The organism is Pseudomonas nunensis, from assembly GCF_024296925.1.
Lineage (GTDB): Bacteria > Pseudomonadota > Gammaproteobacteria > Pseudomonadales > Pseudomonadaceae > Aquipseudomonas > Aquipseudomonas nunensis.
This window is the reverse complement of the sequence record NZ_CP101125.1, coordinates 5,722,321-5,748,437: the sequence shown is the minus strand read 5'-3', so window position 1 is coordinate 5,748,437 and position 26,117 is coordinate 5,722,321. Positions and strand designations below refer to the sequence as shown.

The window sequence follows — 26,117 nt, the reverse complement described above, 5'->3', positions numbered from 1 at the left end:
CGCGGAACGGCGTCCTGCCGTCCGACATTGGGTTGATTAGCTGCCCAATGGTGACGGCTGCGGATGCATCACTGCCCGCTGACGCTCTTCCTCGAGGAATTTCATGATGATCGGCGCCACCGCTTCGGCGCGGGTGATCAGGAACAGATGCCCGTCATCGATGATGTGCAATTGGGCGTTGGGGATTCGCCAGGCAAGCATGCGCATGTTGATCAGCGGGATCAGCGGATCGTCGTCGCCGGCCAGCACCAGCGTCGGCTGGTGAATCTTGTGCAACCAGTGAATGCTGGTCCAGCCGAGACCGGCGAACAGCTGCCAGTAGTAACCGAGCTTGCCCGCCGAACGCACTTTCGCCGCGTGACTGGCGGCCAGCGTCGGATCGCGGCGGAATGAACCGCCGTAGATCATCGGCGCAATCCGAATCACGTGGGATGGCTGGATGTAGCGTCGGGGACTGGCCATCATCCACAGCACTTTTGGCTTGCCCGGCACCATCACCGCACCAGCGGCGGTAGCAGCGAGCACCAGTTTTTTGCAGCGCTCGGGGTAGTCGTAGGCGAATTGCTGCGCCAGCGCGCCGCCCCACGACACGCCGATCACGTTGACCTGTCCATAGTCCAGATAGTCGAGCATCCGTGCCGTCAGTTTCGCCAATCCCGGAAAGCGATAGGGCCGATTCGGTGTCGACGAGCCGCCGACACCGGGAACGTCGAAGGCAATGACCTCCAGGTCCGGGTCCAGCGCCGCGACGAACGGAAACACCAGCTCCAGGTTGGCGCCGATGCCGTTGAAAATCAGCAAGGGCGTCAAGTGAGGCTTGCCGGGGCGTACCGCGGTTCGGAGGGTCTGGCCATCCAGGTCGACGGTACGAAAAATGAACGGTTGCGGCATGCTTCAGGCCCTGTGGGTTAATTCATCCCCAATCCCATGTGGGAGCGGGCCTGTGGCGAGGGGGCTTGCCCCCGTTGGGGTGCGAAGCGCACCTAAAACCAGTCAGCACGATCTATGGTCAGAAAGTGAAGACTGGTTTACGACTGCTTCGCAATCGAACGGGGTGATGCGGCATTCCGACAAGACCCCTCGCCACACAAGCCCGCCACCACAGGGGTGATGGGGTGTGTCAGTTACCGCTCATGCACGTAGGTACCCGGCGCAGCTTCGCCCGCCGTGTAGGTTTTGTTGCCCAGTGTGGTCGGGGATTTCTTCAGCTTGCCCGAACGCTCGGCTTGCCATGCCTGCCAGTGCAGCCACCAGGAATCCGTGTGTTTGGTGGAGTTCTCTTGCCAGTCCTCGGCCTTCACCGGCATCTCGGTGCTGGTCATATAGCGTGACTTCGGATTACCTGGCGGGTTCAGAATGCTTTGGATATGCCCGCTGCTGGACAGCACGAACTCAACCTTGCCGCCAAACAACTGCGCTGACTTGTAGCAAGACTTCCACGGTGTGATGTGGTCGTTGGTGCCGGCCAGGGAAAAGATGTCGGCGGTGACCTGCTTCAGGTCAATCGCTGTGCCGCACACTTCCAGAGCGTTGGGGCGGATCAGCGGATTGCTCTTGAACATCTCGATCAAGTCGCCGTGAAACGCCGCCGGTAATCGTGTGGTGTCGTTGTTCCAGAACAGGATGTCGAACACCGGAGGTTCATTGCCCAGCAGGTAGTTGTTGACCCAGTAGTTCCAGATCAGGTCGTTGGGGCGCATCCAGGCGAAGACTTTCGCCATGTCGCGGCCTTCCAGCACACCGGCCTGGTAGGAATGGCGCTTGGCGGCTTCGAGGGTCTGCTCGTCGACGAACAGGGCCACGTCGCTGTCCAGAGTGGTGTCCAGCACGCTCACCAGCAAGGTCAGGGCGTTGACCTTCTTCTCGCCGATCGCGGCGTAGTGGCCCAGCAGGGCGGTGCAGGTGATGCCACCGGAGCAGGCGCCGAGCATGTTCACATCTTTGCTGCCAGTGATCGCCATGACCACATCGACCGCTTCCTTGAGCGCCTCAATGTAAGTGGAAAGGCCCCACTCGCGTTGTTCCTTGGTCGGGTTACGCCAACTGACGATGAAGGTCTGCACATTGTTGCGCAGGCAGAAGCGCGCCAGGCTCTTGTCCGGGCTCAGGTCGAATACGTAGAACTTGTTGATCTGCGGCGGTACCACCAGCAATGGGCGCTCGTGCACCTGCTCGGTGATCGGCCGGTACTGGATCAGTTCCAGCACATCATTGCGGAATACCACCGCGCCTTCGGTCACGCCCAGGCTCTTGCCGACTTCGAACGCGCCCATGTTGACCTGGCTCGGCATGCCGCCGTTGTGCACGATGTCCTTGGCCAGGTGGGAGAGACCGTCGAGCAGGCTCTTGCCGCCGGTTTCGAAGAAGCGTTTGACTGCCGCAGGGTTGGCCGCACTGTTGGTCGGGGCCATGGCTTCGGTCATGAGGTTGATCACGAAGTGCCCGCGAGCGACGTCTTTGGGCGACAGGCTGCTGTCGTCGATCCAGTCGTGGAGTTCCTTGCGCCACGCCAGGTAAGTTTGCAGATAACGTTTGTAGAGCGGGTTCTGGCTCCAGGCCGGATCGTTGAAGCGACGGTCATCGCCCGGCGGTTGCAGCTCGGATTTGCCGAACAGCACGTTCTTGAGTTCGAGGCCGAAATGAGCGACATGCTTGACGCTGTGAATCGGTTGTTTGATGGCCTGCCTGAGCACCATCCGAGCAGAAGCCAGTAGATCCTTGCCACGCAGTCCAACAACAGGATTAAGCCCCAGGGTGTTTTCCGAGGCTTGATACTTCAGGTCATCGTTGTTCTTGTTACTCATCTACGACGCTCCATTGTCCTGAGACGAGTACCCGGGCCCAGCCGTGTAGTCACACAACCAATACCAGGTACTGCTGCTCGGGTGACCGTTAATACTGCATCGCTGCTTTTTCAACACAACGAGCACTGCAGGGAACTTGCCAGTTCCATTGGTTACCCGAGTTTAATTTTTTTCGCAAGCGGGCCGATCCTCGACGCCGCAGCGGAGCATTCAAACAGATGAAATTAGAAAATGCCCTCTAAAGAGCAAGAGGCCTGACCTAGAGCATCAGCTTGACGACGGACTGGCTCGGATCGCGGGTTTTGCCGGCCGCTTTGAGCTCGGCAAGATAATCGTTCCAGAGATCCTCTTGGCGCACCGCCAACTGATAGAGATATTCCCAAGTGAACAGGCCGCTGTCGTGGCCGTCATCGAAGGTCAATTTCAGTGCGTACTGACCGGCCGGTTCTACCTTGCTCAGGCCAACGGCGATCTTGCCAAATTGCAGGATAGGTTTGCCGTGGCCCTGGACCTCGGCGGAAGGAGAGTGCACGCGCAAGAACTCGGCGGGCAGGTGAAATTCCTCGCCGGACGCGTATTTCAGCGACAGGGTTTTCGAGGCTTTGTGCAGCTTGATGTCGGTGGGGAGTTGGGTCATGACCTGGAGTCCGTCTGTGTGGGAGACCTCGGTTCAAATGTGGGAGCGGGCTTGCTCGCGAAAGCGGTGTAACACCCAACATTGATGTTGAATGTTACGCCCTCTTCGCGAGCAAGCCCGCTCCCACAGGGTCCGCGTTTGCCCGTAAGTATGGCTTACAGGATATAACGGGACAGGTCTTCGTTCTGCGCCAATTCGCCGAGGTGGCTGTTGACGTAGTCGGCGTCGATCAGGATCACCTTGTCGTCATGCGCGCTGGCCAGATCACCGGCGCTGAACGACACCTCTTCCAGCAGACGCTCAAGCAGCGTGTGCAGGCGACGGGCGCCGATGTTCTCGGTTTTCTCGTTGACCTGCCAGGCGATCTCGGCGATGCGCTTGATCCCGTCCGGCTGGAATTCGATCGCCAGGCCTTCGGTTTTCAGCAGTGCGCAATATTGCTCGGTGAGCGACGCGTGCGGTTCGCTGAGAATGCGCTCGAAGTCTTCCGGGGTCAGCGCCTTCAGTTCAACGCGGATCGGCAGGCGACCTTGCAGCTCAGGCACCAGATCACTCGGCTTGCTCAGGTGGAACGCACCGGAGGCAATGAACAGGATGTGGTCAGTCTTGACCATGCCCAGCTTGGTGTTGACGGTGCAGCCTTCGATCAGCGGCAGCAAGTCACGCTGCACACCTTCACGGGACACATCGACGCCACCGGAGTTGCCGCGCTTGGCGACCTTGTCGATTTCGTCGATAAACACGATGCCGTGCTGCTCGACCGCTTCCAAGGCCTTGGCCTTCAACTCTTCTTCGTTGACCAGGCGCCCGGCTTCTTCGTCACGCACCAGTTTCAGCGCTTCCTTGACCTTGAGCTTGCGCGATTTTTTCTTGCCCTTGCCCATGTTGGCAAACAGGCTCTGCAACTGGTTGGTCATCTCTTCCATGCCCGGCGGCGCGGAGATATCGACACCCGCCACTTCGGCGATTTCGATTTCGATCTCTTTGTCATCCAGCTGCCCTTCACGCAAGCGCTTGCGGAACAGCTGACGGGTGTTGGAGTCGGACGCGGAGGCCGAGTCCTCGTTGCTGAAACCCATGCGTGGCGGTGGCAGCAGCGCGTCGAGAATACGGTCTTCGGCGGCGTCTTCGGCGCGGTGGCGAACCTTGGTCATTTCCTGTTCGCGCAGCAGCTTGATCGCGGCGTCTGCGAGGTCACGAATGATCGATTCGACGTCACGGCCGACATAGCCGACTTCGGTGAACTTGGTCGCTTCGACCTTGATGAACGGCGCGTTGGCCAGTTTTGCCAGGCGCCGGGCGATTTCGGTTTTACCGACACCGGTCGGGCCGATCATCAGGATGTTCTTTGGTGTTACTTCAACACGCAGCTCTTCCGGCAGCTGCATCCGGCGCCAGCGGTTACGCAGCGCGATGGCGACGGCGCGCTTGGCATCGTCCTGGCCGATGATATGGCGATTGAGTTCGTGGACGATTTCACGGGGAGTCATGGACATAGTAATTGGCGGTCCTCTGTCAAAAGCGAGCCGTGGCACTGGGCCGAAACAGGCTTACTCGGCGAGGTCCTGCTCCTCAATGGTGAAGGTGTGGTTGGTGAATACACAGATGTCGCCGGCGATGCCGAGCGCGGTTTCGACGATTTCCCGGGCCGACAGATCGGTCTTCTTCAGCAAGGCACTGGCTGCCGCTTGAGCGTAACCGCCGCCGGAACCCATGGCGATCAGGCCTTCTTCGGGTTCGACCACGTCACCGTTGCCGGTGATGATCAGGGAGGCGTCTTTGTTGGCGACCGCGAGCATGGCTTCGAGGCGGCTCAGGGAACGGTCGGTGCGCCATTCTTTGGCGAGTTCGACGGCCGCGCGAACCAGGTGACCCTGGTGTTTTTCGAGTTGGCCTTCAAAACGCTCGAACAGGGTGAAGGCGTCGGCGGTGGCCCCGGCAAAACCGGCGATGACCTGGCCGTGGTACAGGCGACGAACTTTCTTCGCGTTGCCTTTCATCACGGTATTGCCGAGAGAAACCTGGCCGTCGCCGCCCATGACGACTTTGCCGTGGCGGCGAACTGAAACGATGGTGGTCAAGGGAGAGTCTCCACGCAGCGGGGCGAAAATGCCTTATGCCAACTCATATGGGGGTGGTGGAGAATTTTTCAACTGCGGGGCGGGAGAGGGGACGAGCGGTGTGTCAATTGCGAAGGAGGGTGTAGGTGAATCTCTGTGGCGAGGGAGCTTGCTCCCGTTCGGCTGCGCAGCAGTCGTAAACCCGGCCATCGCGGTCTGTCTGATGGATCGCGGTTGCCGGGTTTGGGAGTGCTGCGCACTCCAGCGGGAGCAAGCTCCCTCGCCACAAAGACAGAGTATTTCTGCTAAATCAGCGGCTCTGGCGTTGTTGTAACAACAGGTTGCTGAAACCGCTGCCGGCCAGTTGTTTCTGCGCCGTGGTCAGTTGTTCGCGGTTGCTGAACGGCCCGACCAATACGCGATACCAGGTCTCGTCCTTGACCATGCCGGACTCAACCGCCACCGCCTGACCGAGCAAGATGATCTGCGCACGTACCTTGTCGGCATCGGCTTCCTTGCGGAACGAACCGGCCTGCAAGAAGAACTTGGTCACTGGCGCCGCTTTGGAAACCGGCGGCGGTGGTGGCGGAGTAATCCCCGCCAGCGCTGCCTGCGCCCGCGCGGTGTCGATCTTCGCCGCCTGCTCCGGCGTCACCGGGGTCGTCGGCACGGTCGGCACTTGTGGTGTCGGCAGGGTTTTTTCCGGTACCGCGTCTGGCGGCACGATCACTTCCGATTCCGGCAGCAAGGTGTAGAAGTCGTACTTCGGCTTCACCGGTTGCGTCGGACTCGGCGGAGTCTTGTTGGCCTCGGCGATCTTGGTGGCTTTCTGTTGTTCGATTTTTTCGCGCTTGACGCTTTCGCTGCCCTTGCCCGGCTCCAGTTTCATCAGGAACACGATGAAGGCGCCGACCGTCAGGCCGATGGCCATCCACAGCCAGCCCGGAATCGGCTGCTTGGCAGGAGCGGTGTAACGACTGGCGCCGCGCTTGGGTGCAGGTTTTTTCTTGGCAGCCAACTTACATACGCTCCAGAGTTTCCAGACCCAAGAGTTCCAGGCCTTGCTTGAGTGTGCGACCGGTCAGCGCGGCAAGGCGCAGACGGCTTTGCATTTGCGCCGGGGTGTCGGCAGTGAGGATCGGGCAGTTCTCGTAGAAGCTGGAGAACAGGCCGGCGACATCGTACAGGTAGGTGCACAGGATGTGCGGCGTTCCTTTGTCGGAAACGCTGTTCAGCACTTCGCCGAATTGTGCCAGTTTGGCCGCCAGTTCATGTTCGTGCGCGGCTTCAAGGACGATCTGGCCTTCGACTTCGCTGAAGTCCTTGCCGAGCTTGCGGAACACGCCGGCCACGCGGGTGTAGGCATAAAGCAAGTACGGCGCGGTGTTGCCTTCGAAGTTCAGCATCTGGTCGAAGTTGAAGCTGTAGTCACTGGTGCGATGCTTCGAGAGGTCGGCGTATTTCACCGCGCCAATGCCCACGACCTTGGCGATGTTGCGCAGATCGTCTTCGGCCAGCTCCGGGTTCTTCTCTTTCACCAGGGTGTAGGCACGGTCCTTGGCTTCGTTCAGCAGGTCCACCAGTTTCACGGTGCCGCCATCACGGGTCTTGAACGGACGGCCGTCGGCGCCGTTCATGGTGCCGAAGCCCATGTGCTCCATTTCCATCGGGTGCGTGACGAAACCGGCCAGGCGCGCGACCTGGAACACTTGCTGGAAGTGCAGGGCCTGACGCTGGTCGACGAAGTACAGCGCGCGATCAGCCTTCAGTTTGCCGCTGCGATAACGCACAGCCGCCAGGTCGGTGGTGGCGTAGAGGTAGCCGCCGTCAGCCTTGACGATGATCACTGGCAGCGGGTCGCCGTCGGCGTTCTTGAATTCGTCGAGGAACACGCACTGGGCGCCGTTGCTCTCGACCAGCAGGCCGGCAGCCTTGAGGTCGTTGACCACGTTGATCAGATCATCGTTATAGGCGCTTTCGCCCATCACGTCGGCCATGGTCAGTTTGACGTTCAGTTGTTCGTAAATCGCCTGGCAGTGGGACAGCGAGATATCGCGGAAGCGCGACCACAGCGCCAGGCACTCGGCGTCACCGGCCTGCAGCTTGACCACCAGGCCACGGGCGCGGTCGGCGAACTCTTCAGAGCCGTCGAAGCGCTGCTTGGCGGCGCGGTAGAAGTTTTCCAGGTCCGACAGCTCGTCGCTGGTGATCGGGTTTTCTTGCAGGTACGCCATCAGCATGCCGAACTGGGTGCCCCAGTCGCCCACGTGGTTCTGGCGGATCACGGTGTCGCCGAGGAACTCCAGCACCCGCGCCACGCCGTCGCCGATGATGGTCGAGCGCAAGTGGCCGACGTGCATCTCTTTGGCCAGGTTGGGTGCGGACAGATCAACCACAGTGCGCTGCACCGGGCCAGCCTTGCGCACACCGACATGGTCGTCGGCCAGGGCGGCGTCCAGGCGCGCGGCCAAGGCTTGGGTGTTCTGGAAGAAGTTCAGGAAGCCCGGGCCGGCGATTTCGGTCTTGGTGACGTTTTCGTCAGCCGGCAGGGCGGCGATGATTTTCTCGGCCAGGTCGCGAGGCTTCATGCCTGCCGGTTTGGCCAGCATCATCGCGATATTGCTGGCGAAGTCGCCGTTCTTCTTGTCGCGGGAGTTTTCCACCTGGATCGCCGGCGACAGGCCTTCAGGCAACACACCTTCGTTGACGAGTTGGGTGATGGCTTGTTGGATCAGCTGGCGAATGGTGTCTTTCATGGTGTTCTCTTTCGACCGCAAGCGCGGCGGCGCCTGGATGCGCTAGTGGAAAAACTGGGCATTATCCGTGGCATAGACGTGCTTGCCAACTATAGCGGGCAGGTTATGGATATGTGGTGACAATTAGGCCGCCATCGCGTGTAGGAGCGAGGCTTGCCCGCGATGGCAATCTCAAGGGCCCTATCGCGGGCAAGCCTCGCTCCTACACGCGGTGGCGATCTTTCAATATAAATCCACAGGATCAACATCCAAAGACCAGCGCACCGCCCGCCCACTCGGCATCTGCTCCAGCGCCAGCAACCAACTGCTCAGCAACCGATGCAGTGGCGCCCGCGCTGTCGCCTGCAACAACAATTGCGCGCGATAACGCCCGGCCCGACGCTCCATCGGTGCTGGCACCGGCCCGAGCAACTCGATACCGCTCAGATTCTGCTCGGCCAGCAATCGTTCCGCCTCGCTGCACGCTTCATCGAGAAAACCTTCAGCTTGCCCCGGTTTGTGCGCTTCGGCTCGCAGCAGCGCCAGATGCGCAAACGGCGGCAGACCGGCGGCGCGACGCTCGCTCAAAGCCTGTTCGGCAAAGGCGAAGTAACCCTGTTCTGTCAGTTGCACCAGCAATGGATGGTCGGCCAAGTGGGTCTGGATGATCACTCGCCCCGGCTCTTCGGCCCGACCTGCGCGGCCGGCGACCTGGACGATCAACTGCGCCATGCGCTCGCTGGCGCGGAAGTCGCCAGAGAACAGCCCGCCGTCGGCATCGAGAATCGACACCAGCGTCACCCGGGGAAAGTGGTGCCCTTTGGCAAGCATCTGTGTGCCGACCAGAATGCACGGCTGGCCTTTCTGAATTGTCGCGAACAGCTGATTCATCGCGTCCTTGCGCGAGGTGCTGTCGCGGTCAACCCGCAGCACCGGCACATCCGGGAACAGGATCGCCAAGCGTTCCTCGGCACGCTCGGTGCCGGCACCCACGGGTCGCAAATCGACCTTGCCGCATTTCGGGCAATGCCGGGGCACGCGCTCGACGTAGCCGCAGTGGTGGCAGCGCAATTCGCCGGAGCGCTGGTGCACGGTCATCCGCGCATCGCAGCGCTGGCATTCGGACATCCAGCCGCAATCGTGGCAAAGCAGGGTCGGCGCGAAGCCACGGCGGTTGAGAAAGACCAGGACTTGCTGGCCAGCCGCCAGGGTCTGGCCGATGGCTTGCTGCATCGGCCCGGAAATACCGCTGTCCAGCGGGCGACTTTTCACATCCAGACGCAGGAATCGCGGTTGCTTGGCGCCACCCGCACGCTCATTCAGACGTAGGAGGCCGTAACGCCCGGTGTAGGCGTTGTGCAGGCTTTCCAGCGAAGGCGTGGCGGATCCGAGCACGATCGGGATGTTTTCCTGCCGCGCGCGGACCAGCGCCAGATCCCGGGCGTGATAGCGCAGGCCTTCCTGCTGCTTATAAGAGCCGTCGTGCTCTTCGTCGATGATGATCAGGCCGGGGTTTTTCATCGGCGTGAACAGTGCCGAACGAGTGCCGATAATAATGTCGGCGTCGCCGTCCCGGGCGGCAAGCCAGGCTTCCAGGCGTTCGCGATCGTTGACCGCCGAGTGGATCAGCGCAATGCGTGCATTGAAGCGCTGCTCGAAGCGCGCCAGGGTTTGCGGGCCTAGGTTGATCTCCGGGATCAGCACCAGCGCTTGCTTGCCGGCCTCAAGGGTTTCGCGGATCAGTTGCAAATAGACTTCGGTCTTGCCGCTGCCGGTGACGCCCGCGAGCAGGAACGCGTGATAACTGTCGAACCCGGCGCGGATTGCTTCATAAGCGGCGCGTTGTTCCGGGTTGAGCGGCAACTCCGGCTGGGCCAGCCAATGCTCATGGCGGGCGTCGGGTGCGTGCTTGCGGATTTCCACTTGCACCAGGTCCTTGGCCAGCAGCAGGTCGAGACTGTCTTTGCTCAGCATCAGTTTGCTCAGCAACTGATGGGCCACGCCGTGGGGATGCTGGGCCAACGTCGCCAGGGCTTCTCGCTGACGCGGGGCGCGGGCAATGCGCGGATCATCGAGGCTGGCGCCGGGCGCTGCCGACCAGAACCGTTCCTGGCGTGCTTCAGCCAATTCACCCTGGCGCAGTAATACCGGCAGCGCCCAGCTCAAGGTGTCGCCGAGGCTGTGCTGGTAATACTGGGACGTCCACAGGCACAGCTTGAACAGCGCGGGCGGCAGTGGTGGCGTGGCATCGAGCAGGGCCAGGGCTGGTTTGAGCTTTTCCACCGGGACTTCGCTGGTGTCGGTGACTTCTACCAGAATGCCGATCATCTCCCGCCGACCAAACGGCACCCGCAAGCGCATGCCCGGTTGCAACTGGGCGCGCAGGACCCCGGCCGGGGCACGGTAATCGAACAGGCGGCGCAGCGGCGAGGGCAGGGCGAGGCGCAAAATGGCGTCGGGCACGCGGGGGATTCTCTTTGGACGGGCAATAAATGAAAGGCTGCGCACATACCTGTGGGAGCGGGCTTGCTCGCGAAAGCGGACTGTCATTCAACATCTGAGTGGCTGACACACCGCCTTCGCGAGCAAGCCCGCTCCCACAGGTTGAGTGTGCTTTGGGTCGGGAGCCTAGCAGACGGTCGGTAGAAGGGACAGCTTGCGTGATTGTCATTGTCTGGTAGAATCCGCGGCCTAATTACGTGCGGTATTCAACAATAGTGTTGAGTGGCGGCACGCTAGCCCGAGGAATACACCATGAAAGCCGATATCCATCCAACATACGAAGTCACCGCAGTTACCTGCAGCTGTGGCAACAAGTTCGAAACTCGTTCGAACCTGGCCAAGCCTCTGGCGATCGACGTATGCAATGAGTGCCACCCGTTCTACACCGGTAAGCAGAAGACTCTGGATACTGGCGGCCGTGTACAGCGCTTCGCAGACCGTTTCGGTGCCTTCGGCAAGAAACCTGCTGCTGCAGCAGAGTAAGGTTCCAAAGCCCTATGGGCTTTACCTTGCTAACGAAAAAGGCGTCCCTTGCGGGCGCCTTTTTTGTGTCTGCGATTTGGCTTTCCGGCGCCCAGGCCTTTTGCCCGGCGCCTAGCGGTTTGACGCTAGCCACCGTGCAGCGGGTGGTGGACGGTGACACTCTGCGCCTGAGCGATGGCCGCAGTGTGCGCATGATCGGCTTGAACACCCCGGAACTGGGTCGACAGGGGCGCACCGACGAGCCGTTCGCCGTGGCGGCGCGCAAACGCCTCGAAGCGCTGGTCGCGGCCAGTAATGACCGGGTGGGATTGTTGCCGGGTAAAGAGGCCAAGGATCGCTACGGCCGCACCTTAGCGCATGTCTATAGCGCCAATGGCGCCAACCTGGAAGCGCAGATGCTCGCCGAAGGCCTCGGTTTTCAGGTCGCGATTGCGCCGAATATCGATTTGGTGAGTTGCCAGCAATCAGCGGAACGCGCGGCTCGACAGGCCGGCCTCGGGCTGTGGCGCCAGTCACCTGTGCTGAAAGCGGATCAGATCCAGGTCTCCGGTTTTGCTGTGCTCAGTGGTCGTGTGAGCAAGGTTCAGCGCAATCGCGGCGGGGTTTGGATCGAGTTGCAGGATTCGGTTGTATTGCGCGTTGCACCCAATGTGCTCGGGCAGTTCGATGTCAGATCGCTGGAACGGCTGAAGGGCAAGCAAATCGAGGCTCGCGGCTGGGTGCTGGACCGTTCGCGCCGTGGTGGACTGGATGACGGTCAGGCGCGCTGGCTGCTCCCACTAAGCGACCCTTCGATGCTTCAAGCAGGGCAGTGATAAAAAGTTGTAGACATTTTTTAGATGGATTGTGAACAGTCTAGCCCTTGTGTTCCGTGGCTCTTGGCCCAAAGTCGTAGGGCAGGGCGCTTGACAGGGGTGACCGGTCAGTCTTGTAGGGACTTTACGACACGCGTATCCTCGGCGGTCCGTCTGTCCAACAGTAAAAAGCGGAATGCCCACATGTCTGATTTGAAAACTGCCGCTCTCGAATATCACGCCCATCCTCGTCCAGGGAAGCTGAGTGTCGAGCTCACCAAGGCCACCGCTACCGCCCGCGATCTGTCGCTGGCCTACAGCCCCGGCGTAGCCGAACCAGTACGCGAAATCGCCCGCGATCCTGAACTGGCCTACAAATACACCGGTAAAGGCAACCTGGTTGCAGTCATTTCCGATGGCACCGCGATTCTCGGCCTGGGTAACCTCGGCCCATTGGCTTCCAAGCCAGTGATGGAAGGTAAAGGCGTGCTGTTCAAGCGCTTTGCCGGCATCGACGTTTTCGACATCGAAGTCGACTCCGAAAGCCCGCAAGCCTTCATCGACACCGTCAAGCGCATCTCCATCACTTTCGGTGGCATCAACCTGGAAGACATCAAGGCACCTGAGTGCTTTGAGATCGAACGTGCTCTGATCGAGCAGTGCGACATTCCGGTATTCCACGATGACCAGCACGGCACCGCGATCGTTACTGCGGCCGGCATGATCAACGCCCTGGAAATCGCTGGCAAAACCCTGGCTGACGCCAAGATCGTCTGCCTTGGCGCTGGTGCGGCCGCCATCTCCTGCATGAAATTGTTGGTGAGCATGGGCGCCAACATCGAAAACATCTTCATGGTTGACCGTACCGGCGTGATCCACTCCGGCCGTGACGACCTGAACCAGTACAAGGCTGTCTTCGCTCACGCGACTGAAAAGCGCACCTTGGCTGACGCCCTGACCGGTGCAGACGTGTTCGTCGGCCTGTCCGGCCCGAACCTGCTGAGCGCTGAAGGCCTGAAATCCATGGCGGCCAACCCGATCGTGTTCGCATGCTCGAACCCGGACCCGGAAATCGCCCCGGAACTGGCTCACGCCACCCGTGACGACGTGATCATGGCCACCGGCCGTTCGGACTACCCGAACCAGGTCAACAACGTTCTGGGCTTCCCGTTCATCTTCCGCGGTGCCCTGGACGTTCGCGCCAAGCGCATCAACGAAGAAATGAAAGTGGCCGCGGCCAACGCCCTGCGCGAACTGGCCAAGCTGCCGGTTCCTCAGGAAGTGTGCGACGCCTACGGCGGTATCAAACTGGAATTCGGTCGTGAGTACATCATCCCGAAACCAATGGATGCCCGCCTGATCACCGTGATCTCCGATGCCGTGGCAAAAGCCGCCATCGAGACCGGCGTAGCGACCCTGCCGTATCCGAAGAACTACCCGCTGAAAAGCGTGGATGACGTGTTCAACGGCTAAGCCGTTGTAGCGTTCAACCGAGAAGCCCTGGCTCTATTGAGTCGGGGCTTTTTTATGCCTGAAGGGTTTTGCGGCGGTCTTGCCGGCCTCTTCGCGAGCAAGCCCGCTCCCACCTTGGAATGCGTTTCCCCTGTGGGAGCGGGCTTGCTCGGGTAGAAACCGGAGACATCCTTTACGTTTTAAACCGGAGACATCCTTTACAGGTGTGAAATACGGTCAGGAGGTGCCTGACCATGCCCTGGAATCGAGAGTCCCCGATGGATCAACGAATCAAACTCATAGGCGACTGGCTGCAAGGCAGCTACTCAAAAATCGAGCTGGCCCGTCACTACGGGCTCAGCCGGCCTACGTTGGACAAATGGCTTGCACGCTACGAGGCACATGGCGTTGATGGGTTAAAGGAGTTGTCACGGCGCCCGCATACGAGCCCCTTCAAAATCAGCGACGAGGTGCTTGAGTTGCTAATCGCGTACAAGCGCGAGCACCACAGTTGGGGGCCTGAGAAGCTGGTGCATAACCTCAGGATCGATCACCCAGAGTTGTCTTGGCCAGCTGTCAGCACGGCAGGCGAGTGGCTTAAACGAGCAGGCCTGGTGCAGAAACGCCGCTTTCTCAATCGTCCGCCAGCAGGGAAAAATCCGCTGCGCGATGCCACTGCGCCTAATCAGACATGGGCTGCGGACTTCAAAGGAGACTTCGCACTTCAGAACGGCCAACGTTGTTACCCACTGACCATTACCGATCATGTCAGCCGATTTTTATTGCTGTGCAGGGCTCAGAGTAGCGTTGCCGGTGCCCGCGAAGGATTTGACTGGGCATTTCGAGAGTTCGGTTTGCCTGACGTAATCCGCACAGATAATGGCTCCCCCTTTGCCTCCACCGGTATTTCACGCATATCCAGTCTGGCGGCGTGGTGGATACGACTAGGGATCTATCCGGAGAGAATCCAGCCGGGGCGCCCTGACCAGAATGGCCGTCATGAACGCATGCACCGAACGCTCAAGGCTGCATTGCTTCACGCACCGGAACGTAATCTGGTGGAGCAACAGTTGGCATTCGAACAGTTTCGACAGGAGTTCAATTTCGTAAGACCACACAAGGCTTTAGAGATGAAAGTTCCTGCGGCCCTCTACGAGCCATCTCAACGGCAGTACGACGGACACGTGCCCGAGGCCGTTTACGCTTCGGACATGACGATCCGCATGGTCAGGCAGAATGGGTCGATGAAATGGAAAGGTAAGATGATTTTCGTCAGTGAATCCCTGGCAGGTGAGGCGTTAGGGCTCAAGGAAGTGGACGATGATGTGTGGGATATTTACCTTTGTAACTACCTTTTAGGCAGGCTGAAAAGCGGCGAAACCCGCCTTTCAAGCCAGCAGAAACGTAAAGGACGTCCCCGGTTTCAATCGTAAAGGATGTGTCCGTTTCTACATCGCGAAGGCGTCCTGACAGACGCAACAAAGCAAAAAAAGCCCCGCACTTCTTTCGAAGGCGGGGCTTTTTGTTGCATCAGCCGATCAGAACAAATCGATCGGTGCCGCTTCATCCGCTGGCAATGGGCTGCCCGGCGCAGTGCCGTTGCCCAGCTCGTTCACCGACGGTGGCGTGTCTTCGGCCTTGAATAGCTCGAAGTAGGCCCCAGGCGTGCTTGGCGTGGCCGCACGGCCGCTGACCGGGTCAACCCGCAGGCTGAGGATGCCTTCCGGCTCCGCTTGCGTATGCGGCGGCTTGCCTTTGAGCGCGGCGGCCATGTAGTTCATCCAGATCGGCAGCGCGACGGTGCCGCCGAACTCCTTGCGACCCAGGCTCTCTGGCTGGTCGAAACCGGTCCAGACCGTGGTCACGTAATCGGCGTTGTAGCCGGAGAACCAGGCATCCTTGGATTCGTTGGTCGTACCGGTCTTGCCCGCGATATCGGGGCGGCCCAAGGCCAGCGCGCGGCGACCGGTGCCGAGCTTGATCACGTCCTCAAGCATGCTGTTGAGGATGAACGTGGTGCGGCCATCGACAATCCGCTCAGCCAGGGCCGGGGTTTGCGGCAGCGTGCCAGGTGCGGCTGGCGCTTCGCCCGGGGTCGCGTTGACCGTGAACGGCTGCGCAACCGGTGCGGCCAGGCCAGCGGTCGCCGTGTCGCCCTGAGGCACGCTCGGCGGGTTGGCGACGAACAGCGTGTCACCGTTGCGGCTTTCAATCTTGTCGATGATGTACGGGGTGATCTTGTAGCCGCCGTTGGCGAAGGTGCTCCAGCCGGTGGCAATCTCCATCGGCGTCAGGGTCGCGGTGCCCAGGGCCAGGGACAGGTTGCGCGGCAGGTCCTGCTTGTTGAAGCCGAACTTGCTGATGTAGTCGATGGTGCGATCAACGCCCAACGCCTGCACCAACCGGATCGACACCAGGTTACGCGACTTGTACAGACCTTCACGCAAGCGGATCGGGCCGAGGAAGGTGTTGGTGTCGTTCTTCGGACGCCAGACCTTGTCCAGATACTCGTCGACAAACACGATCGGCGCGTCGTTCACCAGGGTCGCGGCGGTGTAGCCGTTATCCAGGGCGGCGCTGTAGACGAACGGCTTGAAGCTCGAGCCCGGCTGACGCTTGGCCTGCAGGGCACGGTTGTAGTTGCTCTGCTCGAACGCGAAGCCGCCGACCAGCGAGCGGATCGCACCGTTCTGCGGATCCAGGGAGACCAATGCGCCTTGTGCCTGTGGAATCTGGCTGAACTTCAGCGAGTTGTCCGGCTGGCGTTGTACGCGGATCAAGTCGCCGACCTGGGCCACGTCCGCCGGCTGCTTCGGATTGGCGCCCATGCTGTTGGTGTTCAGGAAGGGGCGGGCCCACTTCATGCTGTCCCAGGCAACATGTTCGTCGCCGGTGCGGGTCATCACTTGCAGGCCGTTCTTGTCGACCTGGGTAACGATGGCCGGCTCCAGGCTGCTGATGGTGCGCTGTTTGGTCAGTTCGGTGGCCCAGGCTTCACGGGTCTTGCCCGGCAGGCGCGACTCAGGACCGCGATAACCGTGACGCTGGTCGTAGGTCATCAAGCCTTCGTGGACCGCGGTGTTGGCCATTTCCTGCAGATTGCTCGGCACGGTGGTGGTGACGCGGAAACCTTCGGTGTAGGCGTCGCTGCCATAACGACCGACCATTTCGGCGCGGGCCATTTCGGCGATGTACGGCGCGTTCACCTCCGGGGTCGGCACGTGATAGCTGGCGTTCAGCGGTTCGTTGATCGCGGTGGTGTAGTCGGCTTCGGTGATTTTCCCGAGCTTGTACATGCGCCCCAGGATCCAGTCGCGACGTTCCTTGCTGCGGGCCGGGTTGGCCAGCGGGTTGAAGCGCGACGGGGCTTTCGGCAGGCCGGCGATCATCGCCATCTGCGCCAGGCTCACATCTCGAATTGATTTGCCGTAGTAGACCTGTGCCGCTGCCTCGATGCCGTAGGCGCGGTTACCCAGGTAGATCTTGTTGACGTACAGCTCAAGGATTTCGTCCTTGGTCAGCTGCCGTTCGATCTGCAGGGCCAGAAGAATTTCGGTGGTTTTGCGCGAGAAGCTGCGTTCGCTGGTCAGGAAGAAGTTCTTCGCCACCTGCATGGTGATGGTGCTGCCGCCGGACTGGATGTGGCCGCTTTTGACCAGTTGGGTCGCGGCACGCATCAGGCTGCTCGGATCGACGCCATAGTGGTTGGCGAAGTTGTCGTCTTCAGCACTTAGTAACGCATTGATGAAATTGGGCGGAATGTCGGCGAAACGGATCGGAGTCCGGCGCATTTCGCCAAATTCTGCGATCAACTTGTTATCGCTGCTGTAGACCCGCAGAGGAATCTGCAACTGAATGCTTCTCAGCGCCTCCACGGACGGCAAACCCGGACTAAGGTAAAGATAGGCGCCACTGAGACCTAAAAGCAGTCCGCAGAAAACGGCGACGATGGACCAACCGAAAAATTTCAGCAGACGAATCAAGGCGTTTGAACATCCAGGGTAAAGAATGAATTTGGCGTCAGGGTCCCGGTTACACAGAGAACGACCCGCGCTGGCAGTAAAAGCGGAAAAAAACGCTGGGCATTATAAGCATTTTTCCGTGGTGGGCGTCATTTGCGCTTCTGTCAAGACGGGGTGATTGAACGCAATGCACATTACAGAGTCCGTAACTCACGGATAGTCATAGGGAATTGGTAGTGCTAGGACTCTTCAATAAAAAGACCAGAACGCTTCTGGGGATCGACATCAGCTCCACGTCGGTGAAGCTTCTGGAGCTCAGCCGCCAGGGCGACCGCTACCGGGTCGAGGCCTACGCGGTCGAACCGCTGCCGGCCAGCGCGGTCATCGAGAAAAACATCGCCGAGCTCGAAGGTGTGGGCCAGGCGTTGTCACGCGTGCTTCTCAAGGCTCGGACCGGTATCCGGAACGTCGCGGTTGCGGTGGCCGGTTCGGCGGTGATTACCAAGACCATCGAGATGGACGCCGGGCTGTCCGACGAGGAGATGGAAAACCAGCTCAAGATCGAAGCCGACCAATACATTCCTTATCCATTGGACGAAGTTGCCATCGATTTCGAAGTCCAGGGTGTATCGGTGCGCAACCCCGAGCGGGTCAATGTGCTGCTGGCCGCCTGTCGGAAAGAAAACGTCGAGGTCCGCGAGGCGGCACTGGCGCTCGCCGGGCTGACCGCCAAGGTGGTGGACGTCGAAGCCTATGCCCTCGAACGTTCCTTTGGCCTGCTGGCGACCCAACTGGCCTCCAATCAAGAGCGCCCGACCGTCGCGGTGGTGGACATCGGCGCGACCATGACCACCCTGAGCGTGCTGCATAACGGCCGGATCATCTACACCCGCGAACAATTGTTCGGCGGCCGACAACTCACTGAAGAAATCCAGCGCCGCTATGGCCTGACCACTGAGCAGGCCGGGCTGGCAAAGAAGCAGGGCGGTTTGCCGGACGACTATGTCAGCGAGGTGTTGCAGCCGTTTCGTGAAGCCCTTGTGCAGCAGGTCTCTCGCTCATTGCAGTTTTTCTTTGCGTCCGGCCAGTACAACGCGGTCGACCATATCCTGCTGGCCGGCGGCACCGCCTCGGTGCCCGGGCTTGATCGATTGATCGAGCAGCGGCTGGGCACGCCGACCCAGGTCGCCAACCCATTCGCGGACATGGCGCTGAGCAGCAAGGTCAACGCCGGCGCACTCGCCAGCGATGCCCCTGCCTTGATGATTGCCTGCGGCCTGGCCCTCAGGAGTTTCGACTGATGGCGCGGATCAACCTTTTACCCTGGCGTGAAGAACTGCGCGAAGAGCGTCGCAAGCGCTTTCTGCTGGTGCTGGTGGGCGTGCTGGTCGGTTCGGTGGGCTTGGTGCTGATTGGCGACCAGATCATCAGCGGCGCCATCAGCCAGCAAGTGGCCCGCAACGATTACCTTGGCAAACAGATTGCCGTCGTCGATGAGCGCATCAAGCAAATCAGCGAGCTCAAGGCCCGGCGCCAGCAACTGGTGGAGCGCATGCGCATCATCCAGGACCTGCAAGGCAACCGGCAGATCAGCGGTCGAATCTTCGACCAGTTGGCACGTACCCTGCCGGACGGGGTGTATTTCACCGAAGTGAAAATGCAGGGCAAGACCCTGGCGATCACCGGTGCGGCAGAGTCGAACAACAAGGTGTCGGAGTTGATGCGCAATCTCGATGCCTCGGACTGGTTCGACGCGCCAAGCCTGACCGAGGTCAAGGCGACGACTGCCGGTCAGTTGGATCAGGCCAACGTGTTTCAGCTGACCGTTCGTCAGACTCAGCCAGCCACGATGGAGGTCGCTAAATGAGGCCGTCCGAATGGTTCGAGGGGCTGCGCAAGATCGACATCAATGATCTGGACACCAACAACATCGGCTCCTGGCCCCCGGCAATCAAGGCGTTGGCGGGCATTCTGCTGATGGTTCTGGTGCTGGGGCTGGGCTACAACTTTTACATCAGCGACATGCAGAACGAACTCGACCTCAAGCGTGCGGAAGAATCGACGCTCAAGGATCAGTTCGCCAGCAAGGCCGGCATGGCGGCGAACCTGGAGCTCTACACCCAGCAGATGAAGGAGATGGAGAACTCGTTCGGCGTGCTGTTGCGGCAATTGCCCAGCGACACCGAAGTGCCCGGTCTGCTGGAAGACATCACCCGCACCGGCCTGGGCAGCGGCCTGGAATTCGAAGAGATCAAATTGCTGCCGGAAGTCACCCAGCAGTTCTACATCGAGCTGCCGATCCAGATCACCGTCACAGGTGCCTATCACGACCTGGCGACCTTCGTCAGTGGCGTGGCCGGGCTGCCGCGCATCGTCACCCTGCATGACTTCGACCTTGCGCCGGCCAACCCCGACGGCGGTACGAAGCTGCGCATGAGCATCCTCGCCAAGACTTACCGCTACAACGACAAGGGGTTGCAGAAATGACCCCGATTCGTTGTTTACCTATGGTCGTGTTGTTGGCCGGTCTGGGCGGTTGCGGCGGCGACAATGGCTTCGGCGATCTGGACGCTTACCTGAACGAAGTGCGCCTGCGTCCACCGGGCAAGATTGAACCAACGCCGACATTCCGGTCTTACCCAACATTCACCTACAGCGCCGCCAACCTGCGCAGCCCGTTTTCCCGACAAGTCAGGAACGACGTGGCCGGCCAGAAGCACGGCTCGCGCAACGTCAAGCCCGACCCCAATCGGGTCAAGCAGTACCTCGAAGGTTTCAACATCGAGCAGTTTGAAATGGTCGGCACGATCTCGAATGCCTCCGGTTCCTTTGCGCTGCTGCGCGGAGCGGGCGGGGTGCACCGGTTGAAAGTCGGCGATTACCTGGGGCGTAACGATGGGCGGATCGTCGCCATCAGCGGCTCGCAAGTCGATGTGGTCGAAATCGTTCCCGACGGCGAAGGCGCCTGGCTGGAACGGCCGCGGACCATCCCTTTGAAAGAGCACTCATAGTGGAACTCGAATAATGAACAGGATTTTCTCAACCCTCGGTATTTCGCTATGGATAGCGCTGCTGTCGCCGATGGTACAAGCGGCCACCCTCAACGCGCTGGATGTCGCCGCGCTGCCGGGTGACCGCGTCGAGTTGAAGTTGACCTTCGACGGGCCGCCACCACCGCCCCACGGCTACACCACCGAATCACCGGCGCGCATCGCGCTGGATCTGCCGGGTGTAGTCAGCAAACTGACCAACAAAAACCGTGACCTGGGTGGCGGCAATGCCCGCAGCGCCACAGTGGTCGAGGCCAAGGACCGCACGCGACTGATCATCAACCTGACTCAACTCACGCCCTACAGCTCCAGGGTTGAAGGCAACAATCTGTTCGTGGTCGTTGGGCAAGGCGCGAAAGGCACGACAGCCAAACCCGTCGCCAGCGCACCCCGCCCAGCTACCGCAAAACCGGCGCCCGCCAAGGCCTATGCGCCCGTCGGCAAGGCCATTCGCGGCGTGGATTTTCAGCGCGGCACTCAGGGCGAAGGCAATGTGGTGATCGACTTGTCGGATCCGTCCATTGCACCGGATATTCAGGAGCGCGAGGGCAAGATCATCCTCGGTTTCGCCAAGACCCAATTGCCCGACCCGTTACGGGTGCGCCTGGACGTCAAGGATTTCGCGACTCCGGTGCAGTTTGTTAACGCCAGTGCCTCCGGCGACCGCGCGGTGATCAGCATCGAGCCAAGCGGCGCTTTCGAGTACTCGACCTACCAGACCGACAACAAGCTGACCGTCAGCATCCGTCCGATGACCGTCGATGACTTGCAGAAGCGCAACGCTGAGCGCTTTGCCTACACCGGCGAAAAACTCTCGCTGAACTTCCAGGACATTGATGTGCGCTCGGTACTGCAACTGATCGCCGATTTCACCAACCTGAATTTGGTGGCCAGCGACACGGTGCAGGGCGGCATCACCTTGCGTCTGCAGAACGTGCCGTGGGATCAGGCGCTGGACCTGGTGCTGAAAACCAAAGGCCTGGACAAGCGCAAGATCGGCAACGTCTTGCTGGTCGCGCCGGCGGATGAAATCGCCGCCCGTGAGCGTCAGGAACTGGAGTCGCAAAAACAGATCGCCGAACTGGCGCCGCTGCGTCGAGAGCTGTTGCAGGTCAATTACGCCAAGGCCGCCGACATCGCCAAGCTGTTCACTTCGGTGACCAGTGCCGAGGCAAAAATCGATGAGCGGGGTTCGATCACCGTCGACGAGCGCACCAACAACATCATCGCCTACCAGACCCAGGATCGCCTCGACGAGCTTCGGCGCATCGTCGCGCAACTGGATATCCCGGTGCGCCAGGTGATGATCGAAGCGCGGATCGTCGAAGCCAACGTCGATTACGACAAGAGTCTCGGCGTGCGCTGGGGCGGCTCGATCCAAAACAAGGGCAACTGGAACACCTCGGGTGTCAGTAATGGCGCCAACGCGTCGAACACCATCGGCACGCCCGGCAGCACCAGTACCAACTCGCCGTTCGTCGACATGGGCACGGCGGCCAACACCTCGGGGCTCGGCATCGCCTTCATCACCGACAATGTGCTGCTCGATCTTGAGCTGACGGCCATGGAAAAAACCGGCAACGGCGAAATCGTCTCGCAGCCCAAAGTGGTCACGTCCGACAAGGAAACCGCGAAAATCCTCAAGGGCACCGAGATTCCGTATCAGGAAGCCAGTTCCAGTGGTGCAACATCGGTGTCGTTCAAAGAGGCTTCGCTGTCTCTGGAAGTAACACCGCAAATCACCCCGGATAACCGCATCATCATGGAGGTCAAGGTCACCAAGGACGAACCGGACTACCTCAACAAAGTGCAGGATGTACCGCCGATCAAGAAAAACGAGGTCAACGCCAAGGTGCTGGTTAACGACGGCGAGACCATCGTCATTGGCGGGGTTTTCTCAAATACTCAGAGCAAGGTTGTAGATAAGGTGCCATTTCTCGGCGATGTGCCGTATCTTGGCCGCCTTTTCCGGCGTGACGTGGTTTCGGAGAAAAAATCCGAGCTGCTGGTATTTCTCACTCCGCGTATCATGAATAACCAGGCGATTGCTGTGAGTCGTTGATTCTGTGCGAAATTTGATTCTTGTTGGACCGATGGGGGCTGGAAAAAGCACCATCGGCCGTTTGCTGGCCAAAGAGCTGCGCCTGCCGTTCAAAGATTCCGACAAGGAAATTGAATTGCGCACGGGCGCCAATATCCCGTGGATCTTCGATAAGGAAGGTGAGCCCGGCTTTCGTGATCGCGAGCAAGCGATGATCGAAGAGCTGTGCGGCTGCGACGGCGTGGTGCTGGCGACCGGTGGCGGTGCAGTGATGCGCGAAGCCAATCGTCGGGCCCTGCATGCCGGGGGACGTGTGGTGTATCTGCATGCGTCTGTCGAGCAGCAAGTCGGCCGCACCTCCCGTGACCGCAATCGTCCGTTGTTGCGCACCGCCGATCCGGCCAAGACCCTGCGGGATCTGCTGGCGATCCGCGATCCGCTTTATCGGGAAATCGCCGATCTGGTGGTCGAAACCGATGAGCGGCCGCCACGAATGGTGGTGCTCGACATCCTCGAACGCTTGCAGCAGCTTCCTCCCCGTTAAAGCGCAGCGCGAAATGCGCTATCCTCGGCGTCCTGTCATGGCCGCTCAAGGTTGTGGCGGATGGCTATCAAACGGCGTCACACCAGCAGGCGCCGCGCACCTTCGTTAACTCAAGGCAGGACGCCTGATTCCATCTTCACTGTGGGGACACATGCAGACACTCAAGGTCGATCTAGGCGAGCGCAGCTACCCGATTCATATTGGCGAAGGTTTGTTGGATCAGCCCGAGTTGCTGACCCCGCACATTCGCGGGCGGCAAGTGGCAATCATCTCCAACGAGACCGTTGCGCCGCTCTATCTCGAACGTCTGACCAAAAGCCTCGCTCAGTTCTCGGCGGTCTCCGTGGTGCTGCCCGACGGCGAAGCCTTCAAGACTTGGGAAACCCTGCAACTGATTTTCGACGGTCTGCTGACCGCCCGCCACGACCGCCGCACCACGGTGATCGCCCTCGGCGGCGGCGTGATTGGTGACATGGCCGGTTTTGCCGCCGCCTGCTACCAGCGCGGCGTCGATTTCATCCAAGTGCCAACCACGTTGCTGTCGCAAGTCGACTCATCGGTGGGCGGCAAGACCGGGATCAATCATCCGCTGGGCAAGAACATGGTCGGCGCCTTCTATCAGCCGAATGTGGTGCTGATCGATACCGCCACCCTCAACACCCTGCCGGCTCGCGAACTGTCTGCGGGCCTGGCTGAAGTCATCAAGTACGGGCTGATCTGCGACGAGCCGTTCCTCACTTGGCTCGAAGAAAACGTCGATCGCCTGCGCGCCCTCGATCAGGTCGCCCTGACGTACGCTATCAAGCGCTCCTGCGAGGCCAAGGCTGAAGTGGTGGGCGCCGACGAAAAAGAAACCGGCGTGCGCGCCACGCTGAACCTGGGGCACACCTTCGGCCACGCCATCGAAACCCACATGGGCTATGGTGTGTGGCTACATGGTGAAGCGGTCGCTGCTGGCACCGTAATGGCGCTGGAAATGTCCGCACGCCTGGGCTGGATCAGCGAGCAGGAGCGCGATCGCGGCATTCGCCTGTTCCAGCGTGCCGGCCTGCCGGTCGTGCCGCCGGAAGAGATGACTGAAGCCGATTTTCTCGAACACATGGCAATTGACAAGAAAGTGATCGACGGTCGTTTGCGCCTGGTGCTGCTGCGCCACATGGGCGAAGCGGTGGTGACCGACGATTATCCGAAAGAGGTTCTACAGGCCACGCTGGGAGCGGATTACCGCGCCCTGGCTCAGCTTAAAGGTTAATAAGATCCCGATGACTAGTTTGCATGCCGACGAGGCTTTCCTCGGCCATTTCCAGTTAAGTCATGACCCTTTTGCTCCACGGGTGCCTGGCTTCAAATTTTTCCCGGCCCAGCGCAAACCGGTGCTGGGACAACTGCATCACCTGGCGCGCTACAGCCAGTTGCTGCTGGTAGTCACTGGCCCGCAAGGCAGCGGCAAGACCCTGTTGCGTCAGGCCCTGGTGGCCAGCACCAACAAGCAGTCCGTGCAAAGCGTGGTGGTTTCCGCCCGTGGCGCTGGCGATGCCGCTGGCGTGCTGCGTCAAGTCGCCCAGGCGCTGAACGTGGCCCAGGCCGAGATCAACGCGATTCTGGCCCAAGTGGTGCAGCTCGCGCTGACCGGGCAGGAAGTCTATTTGCTGGTGGACGACGCCGAGCAACTCGACGAATCCGCCCTCGAAGCCTTGATGGCGTTGGCGGCTGGTGCACCGGAGGGTCGCCCGCATGTGTTCCTGTTCGGCGAGTCGTCGCTGATTGCGCAACTTGAGGCGCTGAGCCTTGAGGAAGAGCGCTTCCACGTCATCGAATTGCAGCCGTACACCGAAGAAGAAACCCGCGAATACCTGGATCAGCGTCTCGAAGGCGCCGGTCGGGGTATCGAACTTTTTACCGCAGATCAGATCTCTGATATTCACGAAAGCTCCGACGGTTGGCCTGGCAACATCAACCAGGTCGCCCGCGATGCGATGATCGAAGCCATGATTGCCAGCCGCACAGCGGTGAAGCGTCCAAGTATGGGGTTCAACATGCCGAAGAAACACGTATTGGCGATTTCCGCCGTAGTCGTGGTCGCGGTAGCCGCCGCCTGGTTGATGCCGGGCCGCAGCAAGACACCGACCACCGGCGCACCGGCCAACGAACAAGCCCAACTGCCACTGGGCACGCCAAAACCTAACGCTGCCGGGGGCGCTCCTTCGGTAGAGTTCGCTGGCAACACGCAGCCGATGCCATTGCCGCTGGTCGGCCAATCGCAACCGGTCATGCGCAGCCCGCTGGCGGAAGCGGCCGGCGGTATTACTGAAGGCGACGACGGCGTGCCGGTCGAAGGCTCCAGCGCTACACCGCCAACCGTGACCACGGTTGCGCCGCCTGCCGGCATCCAGCCTGGCCCTGCGCCAACACCAACGCCAGCCGCCAAACCTGCGCCAGCACCGACTCAGGTCGCTACCGCCAAGCCAGCGCCTGCACCAGCCGCCAAACCGGCTCCAGCGCCGGCCAAGCCTGTTGTCGCGGCCAAACCGGCCGAGAAGCCGGTTGCCGTCGCCAAAGCTGCCGGTGGCAGCTGGTACGCCGGGCAAGCTCCGGGCAACTACGTGGTGCAGATCCTCGGCACCAGCTCCGAAGCCGCCGCGCAAACCTTCGTCAAGGAGCAGGGCGGCGAGTACCGTTATTTCAAGAAAGTCCTCAACGGCAAACCGCTTTTCGTCATCACCTACGGCAGCTTCGCCAACCGCGATGCAGCCGTTAGCGCCATCAAGGCCTTGCCAGCGAAGGTTCAGGCTGGTAAACCTTGGCCTCGCTCCGTCGCCAGCGTCCAACAGGAACTGGCAACAGCTCGCTGAAGATTCGGCGGCCTTACCCAGGCCGCCTCTCTCGGCACCTCAAAATTTCTACAAGCGCATGCCGCCTCTACAGGCCGCGTGCCTTGTGGTGTCTGCGTCATAGTGGTCTTTGAGTCGTTGCGGTCAAAATTAAAAAAGTTTTGACTAGCACAGCATATCGCTTTAAACCTTTCACAAATGCGACATAGATTTGCGACATTT

The 26,117-nt window shown here is 60.4% G+C and carries 21 protein-coding genes; 12 read left to right on the top strand and 9 right to left on the bottom strand.

Features of this window, described 5'->3' with window-relative positions:
* Positions 1-36: 36 nt before the first annotated feature.
* From phaZ to NK667_RS25180, 8 genes are all read right to left on the bottom strand, one after another.
* The gene (phaZ, locus tag NK667_RS25215) at positions 37-891 is read right to left on the bottom strand and encodes a poly(3-hydroxyalkanoate) depolymerase (protein ID WP_054054631.1); all 855 of its coding nucleotides are present in this window, start codon (positions 889-891) and stop codon (positions 37-39) included.
* 233 nt (positions 892-1,124) lie between these two features.
* A complete protein-coding gene (gene phaC / locus NK667_RS25210; protein ID WP_054616465.1) occupies positions 1,125-2,804 on the bottom strand; it encodes a class II poly(R)-hydroxyalkanoic acid synthase in 1,680 nt (559 codons plus the stop codon).
* A gap of 259 nt (positions 2,805-3,063) precedes the next feature.
* Positions 3,064-3,441: a gamma-butyrobetaine hydroxylase family protein gene (locus NK667_RS25205; RefSeq protein ID WP_054054627.1), complete on the bottom strand. Its 378-nt coding sequence runs from the start codon at positions 3,439-3,441 to the stop codon at positions 3,064-3,066.
* Between the two features lie 155 nt (positions 3,442-3,596).
* Complete coding sequence (gene hslU, locus NK667_RS25200; RefSeq protein WP_054616464.1) at positions 3,597-4,937, bottom strand: ATP-dependent protease ATPase subunit HslU; 1,341 nt, start codon at positions 4,935-4,937, stop codon at positions 3,597-3,599.
* A 54-nt stretch (positions 4,938-4,991) separates the two neighbouring features.
* The gene (hslV, locus tag NK667_RS25195; protein WP_007899242.1) at positions 4,992-5,522 is read right to left on the bottom strand and encodes an ATP-dependent protease subunit HslV; all 531 of its coding nucleotides are present in this window, start codon (positions 5,520-5,522) and stop codon (positions 4,992-4,994) included.
* 289 nt (positions 5,523-5,811) lie between these two features.
* Positions 5,812-6,519 (bottom strand): SPOR domain-containing protein, encoded by a 708-nt coding sequence (locus tag NK667_RS25190; protein WP_054054622.1) that lies wholly within the window; start codon positions 6,517-6,519, stop codon positions 5,812-5,814.
* 1 nt (position 6,520) lies between these two features.
* Positions 6,521-8,257, bottom strand: coding sequence for an arginine--tRNA ligase (gene argS, locus NK667_RS25185; RefSeq protein ID WP_054616463.1), 1,737 nt, complete (start codon positions 8,255-8,257; stop codon positions 6,521-6,523).
* Positions 8,258-8,479: 222 nt separating this feature from the next.
* Entirely contained in the window at positions 8,480-10,699 is a 2,220-nt protein-coding gene (locus NK667_RS25180) for a primosomal protein N' (protein WP_054054617.1), read from the bottom strand.
* Positions 10,700-10,990: 291 nt separating this feature from the next.
* On the opposite strand from NK667_RS25180, the gene rpmE reads away from it, so the two are divergent.
* From rpmE to NK667_RS25160, 4 genes are all read left to right on the top strand, one after another.
* Entirely contained in the window at positions 10,991-11,221 is a 231-nt protein-coding gene (gene rpmE / locus NK667_RS25175; RefSeq protein ID WP_054054615.1) for a 50S ribosomal protein L31, read from the top strand.
* A gap of 14 nt (positions 11,222-11,235) precedes the next feature.
* The gene (locus tag NK667_RS25170) at positions 11,236-12,036 is read left to right on the top strand and encodes a thermonuclease family protein (protein ID WP_054616462.1); all 801 of its coding nucleotides are present in this window, start codon (positions 11,236-11,238) and stop codon (positions 12,034-12,036) included.
* 183 nt (positions 12,037-12,219) lie between these two features.
* Positions 12,220-13,488, top strand: a complete 1,269-nt coding sequence (locus tag NK667_RS25165) for a malic enzyme-like NAD(P)-binding protein (RefSeq protein WP_054054610.1) — start codon at positions 12,220-12,222, stop codon at positions 13,486-13,488.
* A gap of 233 nt (positions 13,489-13,721) precedes the next feature.
* On the top strand, positions 13,722-14,900 hold the full coding sequence (locus NK667_RS25160; protein WP_054055318.1) for an integrase core domain-containing protein: 1,179 nt from the start codon (positions 13,722-13,724) through the stop codon (positions 14,898-14,900).
* A 105-nt stretch (positions 14,901-15,005) separates the two neighbouring features.
* On the opposite strand, the gene NK667_RS25155 is transcribed toward NK667_RS25160, so the two are convergent.
* A complete protein-coding gene (locus NK667_RS25155) occupies positions 15,006-17,447 on the bottom strand; it encodes a penicillin-binding protein 1A (RefSeq protein ID WP_413786161.1) in 2,442 nt (813 codons plus the stop codon).
* A gap of 218 nt (positions 17,448-17,665) precedes the next feature.
* On the opposite strand from NK667_RS25155, the gene NK667_RS25150 reads away from it, so the two are divergent.
* The 8 genes from NK667_RS25150 (at position 17,666) to NK667_RS25115 (ending at position 25,916) form a co-directional block, all read left to right on the top strand.
* The gene (locus NK667_RS25150) at positions 17,666-18,730 is read left to right on the top strand and encodes a pilus assembly protein PilM (protein WP_054054605.1); all 1,065 of its coding nucleotides are present in this window, start codon (positions 17,666-17,668) and stop codon (positions 18,728-18,730) included.
* Positions 18,730-19,296: a PilN domain-containing protein gene (locus NK667_RS25145; RefSeq protein ID WP_054616460.1), complete on the top strand. Its 567-nt coding sequence runs from the start codon at positions 18,730-18,732 to the stop codon at positions 19,294-19,296. Before NK667_RS25150 ends, NK667_RS25145 begins: the two co-directional genes overlap by 1 nt.
* Positions 19,293-19,916 carry a type 4a pilus biogenesis protein PilO gene (gene pilO / locus NK667_RS25140; RefSeq protein ID WP_054054601.1) on the top strand — a complete coding sequence of 208 codons (624 nt, stop codon included), beginning with the start codon at positions 19,293-19,295 and terminating at the stop codon, positions 19,914-19,916. The genes NK667_RS25145 and pilO overlap by 4 nt, the downstream gene beginning before the upstream one ends.
* Positions 19,913-20,440, top strand: coding sequence for a pilus assembly protein PilP (locus NK667_RS25135; RefSeq protein WP_054054599.1), 528 nt, complete (start codon positions 19,913-19,915; stop codon positions 20,438-20,440). Before pilO ends, NK667_RS25135 begins: the two co-directional genes overlap by 4 nt.
* Positions 20,441-20,453: 13 nt before the next feature.
* Positions 20,454-22,541, top strand: a complete 2,088-nt coding sequence (locus NK667_RS25130; RefSeq protein ID WP_054616459.1) for a type IV pilus secretin PilQ — start codon at positions 20,454-20,456, stop codon at positions 22,539-22,541.
* Between the two features lie 4 nt (positions 22,542-22,545).
* Positions 22,546-23,064: a shikimate kinase AroK gene (gene aroK / locus NK667_RS25125; RefSeq protein WP_054054596.1), complete on the top strand. Its 519-nt coding sequence runs from the start codon at positions 22,546-22,548 to the stop codon at positions 23,062-23,064.
* 151 nt (positions 23,065-23,215) lie between these two features.
* On the top strand, positions 23,216-24,316 hold the full coding sequence (aroB, locus tag NK667_RS25120) for a 3-dehydroquinate synthase (protein WP_054616458.1): 1,101 nt from the start codon (positions 23,216-23,218) through the stop codon (positions 24,314-24,316).
* 10 nt (positions 24,317-24,326) lie between these two features.
* On the top strand, positions 24,327-25,916 hold the full coding sequence (locus NK667_RS25115) for an AAA family ATPase (RefSeq protein ID WP_054616457.1): 1,590 nt from the start codon (positions 24,327-24,329) through the stop codon (positions 25,914-25,916).
* The last annotated feature ends 201 nt before the right edge of the window (positions 25,917-26,117 follow it).

What these genes read in the sequence shown, in the direction of transcription:
- aroB (WP_054616458.1), top strand. Translation starts at nt 23,216, where the DNA reads ATGCAGACACTCAAGGTCGATCTAGGCGAGCGCAGCTACCCGATTCAT.
- pilO (WP_054054601.1), top strand. Translation starts at nt 19,293, where the DNA reads ATGAGGCCGTCCGAATGGTTCGAGGGGCTGCGCAAGATCGACATCAAT.
- NK667_RS25170 (WP_054616462.1), top strand. Translation starts at nt 11,236, where the DNA reads ATGGGCTTTACCTTGCTAACGAAAAAGGCGTCCCTTGCGGGCGCCTTT.
- NK667_RS25160 (WP_054055318.1), top strand. Translation starts at nt 13,722, where the DNA reads ATGCCCTGGAATCGAGAGTCCCCGATGGATCAACGAATCAAACTCATA.
- phaZ (WP_054054631.1), bottom strand. Translation starts at nt 891, where the DNA reads ATGCCGCAACCGTTCATTTTTCGTACCGTCGACCTGGATGGCCAGACC.
- NK667_RS25135 (WP_054054599.1), top strand. Translation starts at nt 19,913, where the DNA reads ATGACCCCGATTCGTTGTTTACCTATGGTCGTGTTGTTGGCCGGTCTG.
- rpmE (WP_054054615.1), top strand. Translation starts at nt 10,991, where the DNA reads ATGAAAGCCGATATCCATCCAACATACGAAGTCACCGCAGTTACCTGC.
- argS (WP_054616463.1), bottom strand. Translation starts at nt 8,257, where the DNA reads ATGAAAGACACCATTCGCCAGCTGATCCAACAAGCCATCACCCAACTC.
- NK667_RS25205 (WP_054054627.1), bottom strand. Translation starts at nt 3,441, where the DNA reads ATGACCCAACTCCCCACCGACATCAAGCTGCACAAAGCCTCGAAAACC.
- hslU (WP_054616464.1), bottom strand. Translation starts at nt 4,937, where the DNA reads ATGTCCATGACTCCCCGTGAAATCGTCCACGAACTCAATCGCCATATC.
- NK667_RS25165 (WP_054054610.1), top strand. Translation starts at nt 12,220, where the DNA reads ATGTCTGATTTGAAAACTGCCGCTCTCGAATATCACGCCCATCCTCGT.
- phaC (WP_054616465.1), bottom strand. Translation starts at nt 2,804, where the DNA reads ATGAGTAACAAGAACAACGATGACCTGAAGTATCAAGCCTCGGAAAAC.
- NK667_RS25115 (WP_054616457.1), top strand. Translation starts at nt 24,327, where the DNA reads ATGACTAGTTTGCATGCCGACGAGGCTTTCCTCGGCCATTTCCAGTTA.
- NK667_RS25145 (WP_054616460.1), top strand. Translation starts at nt 18,730, where the DNA reads ATGGCGCGGATCAACCTTTTACCCTGGCGTGAAGAACTGCGCGAAGAG.
- NK667_RS25130 (WP_054616459.1), top strand. Translation starts at nt 20,454, where the DNA reads ATGAACAGGATTTTCTCAACCCTCGGTATTTCGCTATGGATAGCGCTG.